This is a genomic window from Halomonas alkalisoli, assembly GCF_021412585.1.
Lineage (GTDB): Bacteria > Pseudomonadota > Gammaproteobacteria > Pseudomonadales > Halomonadaceae > Halomonas > Halomonas alkalisoli.
Window position 1 is genome coordinate 1 of record NZ_JAKCMI010000035.1, and the last position, 15,879, is coordinate 15,879.

General features: G+C 64.1%; 13 protein-coding genes, 1 tRNA gene and 1 pseudogene. 11 read left to right on the forward strand and 4 right to left on the reverse strand.

Translation table 11 applies throughout. From position 1 onward, the window contains the following. Both LY622_RS16010 and LY622_RS22730 read left to right on the forward strand, forming a co-directional pair. Window positions 1-1,600: electron transfer flavoprotein-ubiquinone oxidoreductase (locus LY622_RS16010; RefSeq protein ID WP_234291794.1), on the forward strand; the 1,600-nt coding region annotated here is incomplete at its 5' end. A 129-nt stretch (window positions 1,601-1,729) separates the two neighbouring features. Next, window positions 1,730-2,351: pseudogene (locus LY622_RS22730) on the forward strand (ATP-binding protein); the annotation flags it as partial. Window positions 2,352-2,451: 100 nt separating this feature from the next. Here LY622_RS22730 and LY622_RS16025 read toward each other — a convergent pair. Further along, a complete protein-coding gene (locus tag LY622_RS16025) occupies window positions 2,452-3,783 on the reverse strand; it encodes a tyrosine-type recombinase/integrase (RefSeq protein ID WP_234291812.1) in 1,332 nt (443 codons plus the stop codon). Window positions 3,784-4,133: 350 nt separating this feature from the next. Continuing rightward, a complete protein-coding gene (locus LY622_RS16030) occupies window positions 4,134-5,015 on the reverse strand; it encodes a YicC/YloC family endoribonuclease (protein WP_234291813.1) in 882 nt (293 codons plus the stop codon). Between the two features lie 144 nt (window positions 5,016-5,159). Between LY622_RS16030 and rph the strand changes: the two genes are divergently transcribed. After that, entirely contained in the window at window positions 5,160-5,897 is a 738-nt protein-coding gene (gene rph, locus LY622_RS16035) for a ribonuclease PH (protein WP_114478145.1), read from the forward strand. 240 nt (window positions 5,898-6,137) lie between these two features. Here rph and LY622_RS16040 read toward each other — a convergent pair whose 3' ends face one another. Further along, a complete protein-coding gene (locus LY622_RS16040; protein WP_066449027.1) occupies window positions 6,138-6,905 on the reverse strand; it encodes an exodeoxyribonuclease III in 768 nt (255 codons plus the stop codon). Between the two features lie 144 nt (window positions 6,906-7,049). Here LY622_RS16040 and pyrE point away from each other — a divergent pair, with 144 nt between their 5' ends. The 4 genes from pyrE (at window position 7,050) to rep (ending at window position 10,946) form a co-directional block, all read left to right on the forward strand. Next, window positions 7,050-7,715, forward strand: a complete 666-nt coding sequence (gene pyrE / locus LY622_RS16045; RefSeq protein WP_255762614.1) for an orotate phosphoribosyltransferase — start codon at window positions 7,050-7,052, stop codon at window positions 7,713-7,715. Between the two features lie 37 nt (window positions 7,716-7,752). Further along, a complete protein-coding gene (locus LY622_RS16050; RefSeq protein ID WP_234291815.1) occupies window positions 7,753-8,322 on the forward strand; it encodes a YfaZ family outer membrane protein in 570 nt (189 codons plus the stop codon). Between the two features lie 71 nt (window positions 8,323-8,393). Next, on the forward strand, window positions 8,394-8,876 hold the full coding sequence (gene trmL / locus LY622_RS16055) for a tRNA (uridine(34)/cytosine(34)/5-carboxymethylaminomethyluridine(34)-2'-O)-methyltransferase TrmL (RefSeq protein ID WP_234291836.1): 483 nt from the start codon (window positions 8,394-8,396) through the stop codon (window positions 8,874-8,876). 3 nt (window positions 8,877-8,879) lie between these two features. Then, window positions 8,880-10,946, forward strand: a complete 2,067-nt coding sequence (gene rep, locus LY622_RS16060) for a DNA helicase Rep (RefSeq protein ID WP_234291816.1) — start codon at window positions 8,880-8,882, stop codon at window positions 10,944-10,946. 66 nt (window positions 10,947-11,012) lie between these two features. Here the strand turns inward: rep and LY622_RS16065 are convergent, their stop codons facing one another. Continuing rightward, the gene (locus LY622_RS16065; protein ID WP_234291817.1) at window positions 11,013-11,888 is read right to left on the reverse strand and encodes a c-type cytochrome; all 876 of its coding nucleotides are present in this window, start codon (window positions 11,886-11,888) and stop codon (window positions 11,013-11,015) included. Between the two features lie 289 nt (window positions 11,889-12,177). On the opposite strand from LY622_RS16065, the gene lhgD reads away from it, so the two are divergent. The 4 genes from lhgD (at window position 12,178) to LY622_RS16085 (ending at window position 15,599) form a co-directional block, all read left to right on the forward strand. Then, complete coding sequence (gene lhgD, locus LY622_RS16070; protein WP_234291818.1) at window positions 12,178-13,377, forward strand: L-2-hydroxyglutarate dehydrogenase; 1,200 nt, start codon at window positions 12,178-12,180, stop codon at window positions 13,375-13,377. Window positions 13,378-13,451: 74 nt separating this feature from the next. Next, window positions 13,452-14,282 (forward strand): hypothetical protein, encoded by an 831-nt coding sequence (locus LY622_RS16075; protein WP_234291819.1) that lies wholly within the window; start codon window positions 13,452-13,454, stop codon window positions 14,280-14,282. Beyond that, entirely contained in the window at window positions 14,279-15,448 is a 1,170-nt protein-coding gene (locus LY622_RS16080) for a hypothetical protein (RefSeq protein ID WP_234291820.1), read from the forward strand. Before LY622_RS16075 ends, LY622_RS16080 begins: the two co-directional genes overlap by 4 nt. A gap of 74 nt (window positions 15,449-15,522) precedes the next feature. Next, window positions 15,523-15,599 (forward strand) — tRNA-Arg (locus tag LY622_RS16085). Window positions 15,600-15,879: the final 280 nt, after the last annotated feature.

A 15,879-nucleotide genomic window follows, 5' to 3' on the forward strand; every position in this document is an offset into this window, starting at 1 on the left:
CCTGATGCAGCAGGCCAATGAGGCGGAACAGGAACTGACGGTATGTGTGGTGGAGAAAGGCTCCGAGGTGGGGGCTCACATCCTCTCGGGCGCCGTCTTCGAACCCCGTGCCCTGGCCGAACTCTTTCCCGACTGGGAAGAGCGCGGCGCCCCGCTCACCACGCCGGCCATTCGTGACGAGCTCTACCTGCTCAAGGATGCCGAGAAGGCCCAGAAGCTGCCCAACGCCCTGGTGCCCAAGAGCATGCACAATACCGGCGGCCAGAACCACGGTGGAGAGTCAGCCCGCTACGTGATCAGCGCCGGCAACCTCTGCCGCTGGCTGGCCGAGCAGGCGGAAGGACTCGGCGTGGAGGTCTTCCCCGGCTTCGCCGCCCAGGACGTGATCCAGGACGAAGATGGCACGGTCCGGGGCATCCTGATCGGCGACATGGGCGTTGCGGCCGATGGCACGCCAAAGGATAGCCATATGCCGGGCATGGAGCTGCGGGCCAAGTACACCCTGTTTGCCGAAGGCTCCCGTGGCCATCTGGGCAAGCGGCTGATCGAACAGTTCAAGCTGGACGAGGGGCGTGACCCGCAGCACTACGGTATCGGCCTCAAGGAGCTGTGGGATATCCCCGCCGAGAAGCACGAGCCGGGCCTGGTGCTGCACGGCTCCGGCTGGCCGCTGGCAAAGGACACCCACGGCGGCTGGTTCCTCTATCACGCCGAGAACCAGCAGGTGGTGGTCGGCCTGATCATGGACCTTTCCTACCAGAACCCCTGGCTGTCGCCCTTCGACGAATTCCAGCGCATGAAGCATCACCCGGTGCTCAAGCAGCACCTGGAAGGCGGCAAGCGGGTCGCCTACGGCGCTCGCGCCATCACCAAGGGTGGCCTGAACTGCCTGCCGAAGATGACCTTCCCCGGTGGCCTGCTGATCGGTTGCGACGCCGGCACCCTGAACTTCGCCAAGATCAAGGGCCTGCATACCGCCATGAAGTCGGGCCTGGTGGCGGCCGAGGCGATCTTCGAGGCCATCGCGTCTGGCGATGAGGGCGGCCAGGAACTCACCGCCTTCACCGAGAAGTGGGAGCAGAGCTGGGCCTACGCCGAACTCAAGGAGAGCGCCAGCTTCGGCCCCGCGATCCACAAGTACGGCACCGTGGGCGGCGGCGCCTACAATTTCGTCAATCAGCTGCTGGGCGGCAAGCTGCCCAACCTCCACGACACGACGCCGGATCATGCGGCGCTCAAGCCCGCCAGTGAGTTCGAGAAGATCGACTACCCCAAGCCGGACGGCAAGCTCTCCTTCGACAAGCTCTCTTCGGTGTTCCTGTCGAACACCAACCACGAGGAAGACCAGCCCTGTCATCTGAAGCTCAAGGATCCGGAGCTACCGATCCGCGAGAACCTGCCCAAGTATGCCGAGCCGGCCCAGCGCTACTGTCCGGCGGGTGTCTATGAGGTAATCGAGGGTGACGACGGCAAGCCGCAGTTCCAGATCAACTTCCAGAACTGTGTGCACTGCAAGACCTGCGATATCAAGGACCCGGCCCAAAACATCACCTGGGTGGCACCGGAAGGGGGAGGTGGGCCCAATTACCCGAATATGTAGCTTTTATTATGACATGTTGCTGTTCTAGTGTGGTGGTTCTCAAGTTCACATAATTAATTTGTCTTGTCCTTATTATGGATTCAAGTCCATAACAAAGACAAGGCCAAGGCATAAGCCGGTGTGCGGCTGGTGGAGCGCTGGATCCTGGCCCGCCTACGACACTACACCGTCTCCACGCTGGCCTCACTGAGCCAGACCATTCGCGAGTTGCTGAAAGACCTCAGCTGGCGCGACCTGCTCGAGGCCATCGATCGACGGGCGCTGCGCGCCCTACCGGAGACGCCTTACGAGTACGCCGAGTGGCCCAAGGCCAAGCCCGGCATAGACTACCACCTCGACATCAACAAGCACCGCCTCGACCGGCTGCTCAAGGCCGCAGAGCTGCGCGTCACGGCCAGCGTTGAGGACATTGATTACTGCAACCCCCATGGCCTGGAGCGGGGCCGCATGGCGCCGCTTGCGACCGGCGAGTGGTTTAGCCAGGGACTGAAGCTATGCCTTACCGACCCACCGAGCGCGGCAAGACATTACGGGCCTGCGTCCTTGGCAACCAGGCCCCGCAGGCACTACCTGCGGGTGCCACGCCTGTTCGAGCAGTTGCGCATCGCCCAGGGAGATGGCTCCGGCGCCTGTCTGATGGGGCAGTTGCAGAAGACTGACCTGCCGATCCTCGACTCTGATCGCCAGCCAGCTGCCCATCGAGCACTGGCATGACTACATCGGCGCTGCGACGGTGGCCGACGCCATCCTGGACCGGCTGCTGCATAGCGCCCACCGCCTGACATTCAAAGGCGAACTGATGTGCAAGAACACAGCTGCAGGAACAATAGAAGTTGATCCATCCAAACTCTTCAGCTTACAAAACCTGAACCAGCGAGAGAGCGGGGAACAACTCGGTCGCGATCGCCGGAATGAGCGGTTACGATTGCCGGAATACGCACAGGGTTCTTTGAACATGCATCAGAAACTGCGTTGATGGCAGGCTCAACAAGGTCGGCCACCTTGGTCAGGGCCTGCTTCCGTTCTTCAAAATAGTCATACCGATCATACACGCCTTCTATACCCTTGGGCTTGTGGTTCAGGCAACGTTCAGCGACATGCCCTGGTACGCCCACGGCAGCCAGCAAGCTGCGGCAGGTACGGCGAAGATCATGTACCGTGAACTCGGCGATGTCGCCCATTTTGTTCTTCGGCTGCAGTTTCTTTCCGGGTTCCTTGCCGAACAGCTTGGCAATGGCGCGATTCAGGGTGTCCTTGCCCATGTGTGGCCGCTTACCGCTCCGACGGCTAGGGAAGACGTAGGGCGAGCCGCATGCGCGGATCTTGAGCTCTTCCAGCCAGCGCACGGCCTGAGGAGGCAGGGGGATAACGATCCCCGCGCCTGTCTTGCTTCGCTCACCGGACAGATTCCACCGCTTACCCTTCAGATCAAATTCTGACCACTGGGCCTCGGTCAGCTCGGTCTTGCGTACCCCCAGGACGAGCAGCAGCGCGCACGCGAGGTAGTTGTCTCGGGTGAAGCTTTCTCGGTTGTTCCTGAAGATTTGAAAGACTTGGTGAATCTCCTCGATGGTGAGGGCGCGGTCACGGCTTTTCTCGATACCGCCGGCGTCGTTGACGCTAAAGGCAGCCGCCGGGTTGTAGGTGAGCAGCCCCAGCTTGATGGCGTGATTGAACAGCTGCTTCAGGTACATCAGGGTGTCGTTGGCGATGGCCGGCCGCCCGCTGCTGGCAACCTTGCGGATGAGGTCTCGCACGTCCATGGGGGTGACCTTCTCCAGGGCCTGGTACCCGATGGATGGGGCGACCTCCTTCTCGAAGATGCGCTTCGGGATGCGTGGGTGCTTGAGACGCTTCTCCAGATCGTGGTACCAGTCGTCGAACAGCTCCCTGACGGTGTGGATAACGATCTGCTCTTCCCGCTTGCGCTCCTCGACGGGGTCGATGCCGCTCCGGATGGCCCTCTGAGCCTCGACAGCTTGCTCACGGGCCTCAGCCAAGGATAGGTTCGCGCACTTGTCCAGCGTCAGCTCACGGCGCTTTCCAGCGAGCGTGTACCGATGCATCCAGTAGGGAGCGCCCTTTTTGGGGATCATCAGGTACAGGCCGCTTCCATCGCTGTAGCGGCCAGGTGCACCGTCCTTGATCAGGGACTGGACCTTCTTGGCGGTAAAGCTCCCCATCATCCCCTCCTGGCAAGTGCCATCAAAAATTTGAAACGAATGTTTGATTTCTTGGTGGCCAAGGTCGGGTGTCGCTCATCAACTACATGATTAGCCAGCCTCTGGCGCCTGGCTTGCAGGGGAGGGCGGTCACTGGAAAGCATGGCCATGCCCGGGTGGGAGCGTTTGAAGTGGGGAGTACCCATGGGGAAATTTCGCCTTTTTGGTGGGGAGTACGCCGGTGTACTCCCCATTGTACTCCCCATCTGGCGCGGGCTTAAGCTAGATCTTCGTAGACAACCGTAGACAATGGATGCTTTATTTTGCTGTAAAAATAATGATTTGCGGAACCAGGTGGATCGGCGTGGACATCACTCGATATTCTGGATCTGTTCGCGCATCTGTTCGATCAGCACTTTCAGTTCCACCGCACAGCGGGTGGTGTTGGCGACCACGGACTTCGACGACAGGGTGTTGGCTTCGCGGTTGAGTTCCTGCATCAGGAAGTCCAGTCGGCGGCCCATGGGACCCTTCTGTCCCAGCTGGCGCTCCACTTCGGTGACGTGTGTCGCCAGGCGGTCGAGCTCCTCGTCGACGTCGGCCTTCTGGGCCAGCAGGACCAGCTCGGCCTCGAGGCGCTGGGGGTCGAGTTCCGCCTTGACCGAATCGAGGCGTTCCAGCAGCTGGGTACGCTGGCGCTCCAGTATCGTCGGCATCAGGCGGCGCACCTCGGTCACCTGCTCGCGCACGCCGACCAGCCGGTCGCGGATAAGGGCGGCGAGTTTCTCGCCCTCCCGGGCCCGAGCCTCGATCAGTTCGTCGAGAGCCGCCTGGAAGAGCGCATTGGCCTCGGCCTTTACCGCATCCAGGTCCACGCCCTGGGCATCGAGCACCCCGGGGTGCTCGAGTAGCGCCAGGGCGTCGGGCATTGGCGCCTCGGGCAGGGCTTCACGCACTTCGCCGATGGCGTCGGCAAGGGCGCTGAGGCGTGGGCGGTTGACCGCCAGGGTTTCACTGACGCTGGTAGGGTCGAAGCGCAGGTTGCACTCCACCTTGCCGCGGGCCAGCCGGGTGCGCAGGGTTTCGCGGAAGGCGGGCTCCAGATCGCGCAGGGCTTCGGGCAGCCGGAAATGGGGCTCCAGGTAGCGCTGGTTTACCGAGCGCAGCTCCAGCTGCAGGCTGCCCCACTCGTCTTCCCGGCTCTGGCGGGCGAAAGCGGTCATGCTGTGAACTCTGTTGCGGCTGTCAGCCATAGCGACTCCCCGATACAGCGAGCTGCGGCCATTCAGCCGCAGCGGGTGAAATGTCTGGCAAGGAGTGTACCCGATTCGGGGCGCCGACCGTGTAGAATGGCCGCTTTTCCGACCTCACTCCCAACCCAAGTATTGAGAGGTAACATGGCTTCTGACCTCAAGCGCTCCAGTGGACGACGGCCCGACCAGCCTCGCGAGATTCGGCTCACCCGTGACTATACGCGCCATGCCGAGGGTTCCGTGCTGGTGGAGTTCGGCGACACCAAGGTGCTGTGCAACGCCAGCGTGGAAGCCGGGGTCCCCCGCTGGCTGCGTGGCAAGGGGCAGGGATGGGTGACCGCCGAATACGGCATGCTGCCACGTGCGACCCATACCCGCAGCGGGCGTGAGGCGACGCGGGGCAAGCAGGGGGGCCGGACGCTGGAGATCCAGCGCCTGATCGGACGCTCGCTGCGCGCCTCGGTGAACCTGAAGAAGCTGGGCGAATTCACCATTACCGTGGATTGCGATGTCATTCAGGCCGATGGCGGCACCCGCACCGCCTCGATCACCGGCGGCTGCGTGGCGTTGATCGATGCGATCCGCTACCTGCAGCGCGAGAAGAAGATCAAGGGCGACCCCTTCGAGCAGCTGGTCAGCTCGGTGTCGGTGGGTATCGTCAAGGGTGTGCCGGTGGTCGATCTGGACTACCCCGAAGACAGCGGCGCCGATACCGACATGAACGTGGTAATGGCCCAGAAGGGCGGCTTGATCGAAGTGCAGGGCACCGCCGAGGCGGGCACCTTCTCCCGTGCCGAGCTCAACGCCATGCTCGACCTGGCCGAGAAGGCCGGCGCCGATCTATTCGCCCACCAGCAGGAAGCGCTGGGTATTCGACGCTGAGAACGCCTGTCCTGCACCGGATAAGATGAGCGCCGGGGGCGAGGCGGAGCGAGGGTCTTTTGCCATGGATGGCAAAAGTAGCGCCCATGGATGGGTTCACAGCGCCCTCGCGCAGCCTTGTCGCCGGTAAAGCTCATCCCTGCGACTCTGCAGGTTCAGGAAGCTTCATACGCATTGCGCCGGCCTTGATAGGCCGGCGCAATGCGTTCCGGGCAGGCCCGGCCGCGACGTAAGGGAGCGTCAGAGCGTCAGGTCGTACTCGACGAATAGCGGGGCGAACTCGCTGAAGGTGGCGTCGTAGTCGATCCAGGCGTCGGTCACGTGTCGACGCAGGTTGGGGCCGACGATCTGGTAGTCGATGCGCCAGCCTTCCTGACGCGAGCGCGGCTCGTCCTGGTCGAGCTTGGGCCACCAGGTGTATTCGCCGGCGTCGCGGTTGATCTCGCGGAAGGTATCGATGAAGCCGGTGGGACCGAACACCTGGTCCATCCAGGCGCGCTCCTCGGGCTTGAAGCCCGGGGTCGCCTGGTTATCCGCCCAGTTTTCCAGATCGATGGTCTTGTGGGCGATGTGCCAGGTGCCGCAGATGATGTACTCGCGGCGCTTGCGGGCCATCTTCGACAGGTATTCCTGATACTGCGCCATGAAGGCCTGCTTGGCGGCGTAGTCGCTGCCGTCGGGCATCAGGAAGCTGACGATGCTGAAGCGGTCGTAGTCGGCCTGCAGGAAGCGGGCTTCATGGTCGCACTGGGGAAAGCCCAGTCCGTACATGATCGCCTTGGGAATCTTGCGGCAGTAGATACCCACGCCGGAGAAACCGTCCTGCTCGGCATCCAGGAAGTAGCCTTCGTAGCCTTCCGGATAGAGAATACTGTCGTCCAGCTCGAAGCTCTTGGCCTTGAGGTTCTGGACGCAGATGACATCGGCATCCTGTTCGGCCAGCCAGTCGAGGAAGCCTCGACCGACGGCTTCTCGGATTCCGTTGACATTGATGGTGGCAATTTTCATACATGGTCCCTTTGACGTCGCGCGTGTATGATACCCGACGTTTCGACGTTTGGGTAAATGGCCCGCAGCGATAATCGTGATAAGGCGCAGATTCCAGTGAATTTCGGGCCTGTAGAGAGTGAGGGAAGCGCCGTGTCGGCCAGCATGCAAGCCTACCAGCGAAATTTTATCGAATTTGCCATCGAACAGGGCGTCCTGAAGTTCGGTGAATTCACGCTCAAGTCGGGCCGTGTCAGCCCCTATTTCTTCAATGCCGGCCTGTTTCGCAGCGGCCGCGCCCTGGCCCGCCTGGGCCGCTTCTACGCCAGTGCCATCGAGGCCAGCCAACTGCCGGTGGACGTGCTGTTCGGCCCCGCCTACAAGGGTATTCCCCTCGCTGCCACGACCGCGGTGGCCCTGGCCGATCATCATGACCGCGACCTGCCCTTCGCCTTTAATCGCAAGGAGGCCAAGGCGCACGGCGAGGGTGGTAATATCGTCGGTGCCGAGCTGGCGGGACGTATCCTGATCATCGATGATGTCATCACCGCCGGCACCGCCATCCGTGAAGTCATGACCCTGATCGAGGCCGCTGGCGCGGAGGCGGTGGGTGTGGTGATCGCCCTGGATCGTCAGGAGCGAGGCGCCGACGAAGGAAAGGGCCAGAGCGCCATTCAGGAGGTCGAGGCGCGTTATGGCATGCCGGTCATCAGTATCGTGACGCTGGATATGGTACTCGCCTACCTGGAAGAGCAGGGCGGCGAGGCGTTCAGCGGCCATGCCGAGGCCATCCGCGACTACCGTGCCCGCTACGGTATCGCTGTCGATTAGTCGTTGTCGATGAGATGTCACCAATAAGGAGCATTCGATGAAGACCCTCACGAGACAGTTTGCCCTTGCCACCTTCGCTGGCGCCCTTCTGGCAACGACCGGGGCACACGCGGCTTCCGGCAGCCTGGACTTGAACCTGGGCCCGGATGCGGTGCAGTTCGAGGCCAACGGCGAGCTGACACAGGGCGTCGCTCTGGGGGGTGGCGTGCTCCACAGCGACTATCGTGACGATGCCACGATCTATCATGCCCAGCTGCTTGGCGTTCAGCGCAATCGCGACCGGGATATCGGCGTAGGGGCCCGCTGGACCCAATACGATACCGATCATGGCAACGGCGGCGGCCTGGGCCTGGGGGGTTATGGCTATGTCTTCCTGCCCCAGATGCCCGATGTCTCGGTGGGTGGCTATGGCTTCTATACGCCCAGCGTGGTGACCAGCAGTGACCTGGACGACGGCTACGAGGTGGGTGTTCGTGCCCGTTACTCCTTTACCCCCAACGTGGATGGCTACGTGGGCCTGCGCCAGGCGGCGGCCGATTTCGACAATGGTCGCGGCAACCGCACCCTGGACCGGGGCGCGCAGGTGGGCGTGCGCCTGAGTTTCTGATACCGGCAAAATCCCCACTGTGTCGGCGGGCCCCTGCGGGGGCCCGCATGCGTTCTCACTGGCAGGTCGCCATGCTCGATGTCGTGCTGTACGAACCCGAAATACCGCCCAACACCGGCAATCTGATCCGGCTGTGTGCCAATACCGGCTTCCGGTTGCATCTCATCGAGCCGCTGGGCTTCGTGCTCGACGACAAGCGCCTGCGGCGTGCCGGGCTCGACTACCATGAGTGGGCCGCGGTGCGGGTGCACCGCGACTGGCCGTCCTTTCTCGAGGCGGTGGCACCCGAGCGGGTGTTCGCCGTCTCGACCCGGGGCCGCACGGGCTATCATGAGCCGGCCTACCGCGAGGGCGATGCCCTGCTCTTCGGCCCGGAGACCCGCGGCCTGCCCCAGGCAATGCTCGATGCGCTGCCCGAGGCCCAGCGCCTGCGAATTCCCATGCTGCCCGACAGTCGCAGCCTCAATCTTTCCAACGCCTGTGCGGTGATCGTCTTCGAGGCCTGGCGTCAGCTGGGCTATCGGGGCGCGCTCGATCTCGCCGGCAAGGAGTGAATCATGTCGATCAAGCAGCGCCTGGCCAAGCTCAACCCTCGCCAGCAGGAAGCGGTGCGCTATATCGACGGCCCCTGCCTGGTGCTGGCCGGCGCCGGCTCCGGCAAGACCAGCGTGATCACCACCAAGATCGCCTACCTGATCCAGGAGTGCGGCATGAGCGCCCGCCGCATCGCCGCGGTGACCTTCACCAACAAGGCCGCCCGGGAGATGAAGGAGCGCGTGGGGACGATGCTCAAGGGCAAGGAGGGCCATGGCCTGACGGTCTCGACCTTCCACACCCTGGGGCTCAACATCATTCGCGGTGAGCTCAAGGCGCTGGGCTACAAGCCGGGCTTCTCGCTGTTCGACCCCGAGGATGCCAAGGCGCTGCTGCGCGACCTGATGAACAAGGACGCCCAGGTCGACGCCGATCAGATCAACCAGGTCCAGCATCAGATTTCCGAGTGGAAGAACGACCTGATCCTGCCCGGCCAAGCGCTCTCCCATGCCGCCGACGAGAACGAGCAGTATGCCGCCAGGGTCTACGAAGCCTATGTGCGTCACCTCAAGGCCTATAACGCCGTGGACTTCGATGACCTGATCCTGCTGCCGGTGGTGCTGCTGCGCGATAACCCCGAGGTGCTGGCACGCTGGCGTCGCAAGATCCACTACATGCTGGTGGACGAGTACCAGGACACTAATGTCTCGCAGTACCTGCTGGTCAAGCTGCTGATGGAGGAGCGCAAGACCTTCACCGTGGTGGGCGACGACGACCAGTCGATCTACGCCTGGCGCGGCGCCCGGCCGGAGAACCTGGTTACCCTGGGCGAGGACTTCCCGCGCCTCAACGTCATCAAGCTGGAGCAGAACTACCGCTCCACCGGCACCATCCTGCGGGCGGCCAACACCCTGATCGCCAACAATCCCCACGTCTACGAGAAGACCCTGTGGTCGGAGATGGGCCAGGGGGCGGCGATTCGCGTGGTGGTCAACCGCCACGAGGAGGCCGAGTCCGAGCGGGTGGCCAGCGAGATCCTCACCCGGCGCATCAAGGAGCGGGCGGAGTGGCGCGACTTCGCGGTGCTCTATCGGGGCAACTTCCAGGCGCGGCTGCTCGAGCTCAAGCTGCAGCACTACCAGATTCCCTACAAGCTCTCCGGCGGCACCTCCTTCTTCTCGCGAAACGAGATCAAGGACGCCATGGCCTACCTGCGGTTGCTGATCAATCCGGCCGACGACAACGCCTTCCTGCGTATCGTCAACGTGCCGCGCCGCGAGATCGGCCCCGGCACCCTGGAGAAGCTGGCCAACTACGCCACCGAGCGCGGCGCTTCGCTGTTCGCCGCCTGTCACGAGCTGGGCCTGGAGCAGCAGCTGCCGGCCCGGGCCGTGGAGCGCCTGGGGCGCTTCACCCACTTCATCGACGGGGTACGCCGCCGGATGGACGGCGGGGACGCGATTGCCGCCATCCGCGGCATGCTGCACGAGATGGACTACGAGGCGTGGCTCTACCAGAACGCCAGCGCGCCGACCATCGCCGAAAAGCGCATGGGCAATGTCTGGATCCTCATCGACCAGCTCGAGAAGTCGATGCGGACCGATCCTGAGGACATCAGCCCGGAAGAGAGCACCGCCAGCGAGGAAACCGAGACGGATACGGTGGAAGCCGCCATCTCCCGCCTGGTGCTGCGCGATATCCTCGAGCAGCAGGCCGAGGAGGACGACACCGACAAGGTACAGCTGCTGACCATGCACGCCTCCAAGGGGCTGGAGTTTCCCCACGTCTACCTGATGGGGCTCGAGGAGGAGCTGCTGCCCCACCGCAACGCCATCGAGGCGGGCACCGTGGAAGAGGAGCGACGCCTGGCCTATGTGGGCATCACCCGGGCGCGGCGCACCCTGACCCTGACCCTGGCCCGCCAGCGCAAGGCCTTCGGCGAGCTGATGGACTGCGCTCCCAGCCGGTTTCTCGACGAACTGCCGCAGGAGGACCTGGAGTGGGAAGGCCAGCCTGACCGGGAAGACCCGGAGAAGAAGCAGGCGCGGGGCAAGGACGCCATTGCGGGGCTGCGCTCTTTGCTTGGCTGAAGGCTCTTGCCACCAACGCAAACGGGGCGCCAATGGCGCCCCGTTTGTATTAACGCAACACTCGAATCAGCGAGTCGGCTCGACCAGATAGTCGGTAGCCGCGCGCACCTCGTCGTCGGAGAGGCTGGCATGGCCTCCCTTGGGCGGCATGGCGCCGATGCCGTTGATGGCGTGGTCATAGAGGGTGTCCATGCCCTGCTCCATGCGCTCGCCCCAGGCACCCTCGTCTCCACGAATCGGCGCACCGGCGGCACCGGTCATGTGACATGCCATGCAGGCCTGGTTGTAGATGGCTTCGCCATCGATGCCGGCATGGGCGGGCTCGTCATCGGCAGGTGCTGCCTCTTCAGTGGCTTCCTCGACCACTTCCTCGTCGGCGGGCGCTTCTTCGGTCGCCACGGCCGAAGCTTCGGCTTCTTCTTCCACCGCACCCTCTTCGGTCACGGCTTCGTCGGCAGCGGCTTCTTCGTCGGCAGCGGCTTCCTCATCTCCGGCGATCTCCGGCACATCCATGACCGGTTCGAGCAGGTAAGCCGTCGAGGCGGCGACTTCCTCGTCGGAGAGGTTCGGGTTGCCGCCGCGGGCCGGCATGGCGCCGATGCCGACGATGGCGTGCTCCAGCAGGGTATCCCAACCCTGGTCGATGCGGTCGGCCCAGCTGTCCTCATCGCCGCGGATCGGCGCGCCGGCAGCGCCGGTCTCATGACACGCCATGCAGACACGGTCGTAGATAGCACCACCATCGATACCGTTCGCGGGTGCATCCCCTTCCGCTTCACGGGCGGCAGCGGTGCCGCAATCCTCACCCTGCAGGCAGAGGTTGCCGGCCGGCTTCAGGCGTTCGGCAATGGCATCCCGGTCCACTTCGGCGTGGACGGACGAGGCGCCCGCGGTCAGGCCCAGGGTGGCCAGACACCCCATGATCAACTTGCTGGATTTCACTCTCACCACCTCCCGACGGTCCTGTAATCGTTATCAGCTCGTGGCGCGTCGGCACACGAAAGCCGCGGACACCATGAAGCACACAATGGAGCGTAGTATACCGATAACCCAAACCGCTGGAAAACGCCGTTGCCCATGTCTTTGGCATGAGAGGCAAGCCACGACCCGGCTGCGGCTGTCGCAGGGGGCGTCCGGGCGTTTCCTGGCACAGTTCTATGGCCGCTGTGGCCTGCAACAGGGTATCGTGGACATCCTATCCTGAGATGACTCGATGACGACAGGGGCGCGCGTGTACGACTTCATTATCATTGGCGGCGGCATCCTCGGGCTTTCCACCGCCATGCAGCTGATCGAACGCTTTCCTGAAAAGAAGATTGCCCTGCTGGAAAAGGAGGAGGGGCCCGCCCACCACCAGACCGGCCATAACAGCGGCGTGATCCACGCGGGCGTCTACTACGCCCCTGGCAGTCTCAAGGCGCGCTTCTGCCTGGAGGGCAACCGCGCCACTCGCGAATTCTGCGAGCGTCACGCCATCGACTACGAGATCTGCGGCAAGGTGCTGGTGGCGACCAATGCTCAGGAGATGCAGCGCATGGAAGCGCTGTGGGAGCGGACCGCGGCCAATGGGCTGGAGCGGGAATGGCTCTCGGCCGAGGCGCTCAAGGAGCGCGAGCCCAATATCACCGGCATTGGCGGGCTCTTCGTGCCCTCCAGCGGCATCGTCAACTACGCGCGGGTAGCGGAGGCGATGGCGGCCGAATTCGAGCGCCATGGCGGTCAGATCCGCTACGGCCATGCCGTGACCGGGCTTGCCGAGCGTACCGGCGAGGTGATCGTCACCACCTCCCAAGGAGAGTTCAACAGCCGCTACCTGGTGAGCTGTTCGGGATTGATGGCCGACAGGGTCGTGCGCCTGCTGGGCCGCAACCCGGGTTTCATCATCTGCCCGTTTCGCGGCGAGTACTATCGGCTGCCCGACCGGCACAGCGGTATCGTCAACCATCTCATCTATCCCATCCCCGACCCCTCCATGCCCTTCCTGGGCGTACATCTCACCCGGATGATCGATGGTTCGGTGACGGTGGGGCCCAATGCGGTGCTGGCATTGAAGCGGGAAGGCTATCGCAAGAGCGATTTCTCGCTGCCCGACATGGCACGCATGTTCACCAATCCGGGAGTGCTCAAGGTTCTGGGCCGCAACCTGAAGCCGGGCCTGGTGGAGATGAAGAACTCCCTGTTCAAGAAGGGCTATCTTGCGGAGGTGCGCAAGTACTGCCCCAGCCTGACCCTGGACGACCTCGAGCCCTGGCCCGCCGGGGTGCGTGCCCAGGCCGTCTCGCGGGACGGCCGGCTGATCGACGACTTTCTGTTCGTGAACACCCGGCGTACGGTGAATGTCTGCAACGCCCCTTCGCCAGCGGCCACCTCTGCCATCCCCATCGGCCGCCATATACTGGAAAAGGTCAGCGAGATGGTGCAGTCCACTTGAGTTCAGGCCGGCCCTGCTGACGTCGTGAGCGACGCCGGGGCCGGCTCGGCAGGATGGCGACACGGGGGAATCACATGACCAGGGACGCAGTTGCACGCTGGCTCCCCCGGGTTCGTCGCGATGGTCACCTGGCCCTGGTCGTGGCCATCCTGCTGCTCTGGTCGCTGGTCGGCTCCGGCCTCGCCAGCCTGCTGCTGCTACCGGCCTGGGTCATCACGGCTCAGCTGATCTTTGCCGGCGGCCTGGAGGCCGCGCGGCTACGGCGACGGGCCTGGCTGGGCCAGTACCTTCGGATAGGCTCACCCTGGCATCGCTGGCTGCGTGGCGGGCTGGTGATGATCGCCTGGCATCAGCTGCTGGGCATCCTGCTGGCACTGCTGCTATTGGTGAAACTACGCCTGCTCTCGCCGGTCTACTGGCCATTGCTGCTGGTTGGCATAGCGGGCCTGGCCTTGCTGCGATGCGTTATGCGTCGCCGCCTGGCGCGTCACGTCATCGCCGAGTACGTGCCGGCGGTGACTCGGCGACTGCTGGTATGGCCACTGGGCCTCCTGCTGACGGTGTCGCTGGTGTTGATGGCACTGTGGCTGCCCCAGCCCTACCTGGTGGGGCTGGGCTGGGAGGAGGCGTTGATGCGCCATGTGCCCGCCGATGGCCACGACTCCCTGCTGGGGTTCTTCGAGCGGTTGGCCAGGGTGCTTGAGGTCACCCAGTACTGGGCGATGCAGAATGCCACCGAGCGAGGCGAGCTCAGCGAGGGCCTGGCGCTGGTGGGCTGGCTGCTGCTGTTTCTGGTGCAGAGCGCCTTCGCCTGGGCCTACGTGCGTTTGCTATTGGGGGCCGAAACCCTGCGCGAGGCCACCTTGGAGGCCCTGTCGATGAAGAGAGGGAAGGAGCGCGAATGACCACACCGGGGGAAAGCGCCGGCCTGGGAGCTCCGGTCAGCCCACCTGAGTCTCGGCGGTGGGGGGCGCATGGCTGGCAGCCATGGGGCCTCTCCCTGCTGCTGGTCGTGCTGCTGATGGTGGCGCTGGCCCAGGGGTACAAAGCCCTGCAGAACCGGAGTGACGCCCCGCTGTTCCGGGTCGTGGTCAGCGGTGAAACCCTGATCCTGGATGCAGAGACCCATGCCGCCTTCGGCCGGGAGCTTGCCGAGCTCACTCAGGCTGCACACCCCCGGCTGCTGCAGGAGATGCAGCCCTGGATCGATGACCGGGTCGATGCCAGCTTTGCCCCCCTGGAAGCGGCCGTGCCGGCTTATCTCGACTGGTACTTCTCGCTGCGGGGCAGCTATCACCGGTTGGGGGTCGCCATTGTCGGCGACCTGGACGAATGGCTCGAAGCGCAGCTCTCCGAGCGACTCATCGAAGAGAGCGGCTTCGCATCGGCATTGGCTGAGCTGCAGGAGGATTTCCCGGCGCAACTGGCGCTGACCCACCAGGCTCTGGCGCAGGATATCGGCCGGACGCTGCATGCCCGCTTCGCCGACCGCCAGGCAGCGGAAACCTCGGACAGCGCCGATGCGATCCACACCATCGATCTCGACCTGTCGCTGAGCCAGGCCTTCCAGGGGCAGTGGGATACGGCCCGCTGGGGCACGGCCGGGGCCGGTGCGGTGGTGGGCTTCGTCACCAGTCGCGTCCTTGTCCAGCGGCTCGCCTCCGGTGCCGCCGCGAGGGGCGCGCGCGTGGTGGCCGGCAGGATCGTGGCGCGGCTGGGCGTTCATGGCGCCCGCTCCTTGGCCACCGGCGGCACCGCGACTGCCGCCACCGCACCCACCGGGCCGGGCGCGCTGCTGGCAGGCGCGGCGACGACGGCGGTGGCACTGGCCGGCTTCGCCGGTACGGAGTACGCCCTGCTCAAGGCCGAAGAGGGGCTGTATCGCGCCGACATGGCGGCAGAGCTCGAAGCCGAGGTGGCCCGGGCCCGGGCCGAGGTGAAGGGGATGCTCGAGAGCGGCACCGCGGGCAGCGCTGTCGTTCTCGCGCAGCGGCTGGAAGGGGCAACGCGCCGCGCCGAGGAGTCCGGCGGGGTGAGCGAGCGGTACCGTATCTTCGGGGGCGACGGATAACGACGGCTGCGGGACGACCAGGCTGGACAGTCCGGGCGCTGACGGTTACGATGTTGCCGCTTCATAGCAAGCAAGCGCCCATAGCTCAGCTGGATAGAGTACTGCCCTCCGAAGGCAGGGGTCGTAGGTTCGAATCCTACTGGGCGCGCCATGAATTCAAGGGCCTACGACATCGTTGTAGGCCCTTTCTGCTATCTAGCACCTTCCTGCTGATACCGCCTCGACACGGCCCCGGAAACGGAGCCTCTTCCACCGTGGAATACCCTCCTCAGGTGGCGCTTCGGCGACCGTAAATGCCACCAGCTTACCTCCAACTCTATGAAATACCTGGGCATTGCCGTGGCCAATGGGCCGATTTGCACTAGTCATTGGTGTTGCTTCCTTCCGCTGGCCATATTCGTCCGTACAGCAGAACCCCACGCAATGAAGCA

Coding starts and splice junctions, on each gene's coding strand:
- LY622_RS16025 (WP_234291812.1), bottom strand. CDS start 3,783: ATGGGGAGCTTTACCGCCAAGAAGGTCCAGTCCCTGATCAAGGACGGT.
- LY622_RS16080 (WP_234291820.1), top strand. CDS start 14,279: ATGACCACACCGGGGGAAAGCGCCGGCCTGGGAGCTCCGGTCAGCCCA.
- pyrE (WP_255762614.1), top strand. CDS start 7,050: ATGCAAGCCTACCAGCGAAATTTTATCGAATTTGCCATCGAACAGGGC.
- LY622_RS16040 (WP_066449027.1), bottom strand. CDS start 6,905: ATGAAAATTGCCACCATCAATGTCAACGGAATCCGAGAAGCCGTCGGT.
- rph (WP_114478145.1), top strand. CDS start 5,160: ATGGCTTCTGACCTCAAGCGCTCCAGTGGACGACGGCCCGACCAGCCT.
- trmL (WP_234291836.1), top strand. CDS start 8,394: ATGCTCGATGTCGTGCTGTACGAACCCGAAATACCGCCCAACACCGGC.
- LY622_RS16030 (WP_234291813.1), bottom strand. CDS start 5,015: ATGGCTGACAGCCGCAACAGAGTTCACAGCATGACCGCTTTCGCCCGC.
- LY622_RS16050 (WP_234291815.1), top strand. CDS start 7,753: ATGAAGACCCTCACGAGACAGTTTGCCCTTGCCACCTTCGCTGGCGCC.
- LY622_RS16075 (WP_234291819.1), top strand. CDS start 13,452: ATGACCAGGGACGCAGTTGCACGCTGGCTCCCCCGGGTTCGTCGCGAT.
- rep (WP_234291816.1), top strand. CDS start 8,880: ATGTCGATCAAGCAGCGCCTGGCCAAGCTCAACCCTCGCCAGCAGGAA.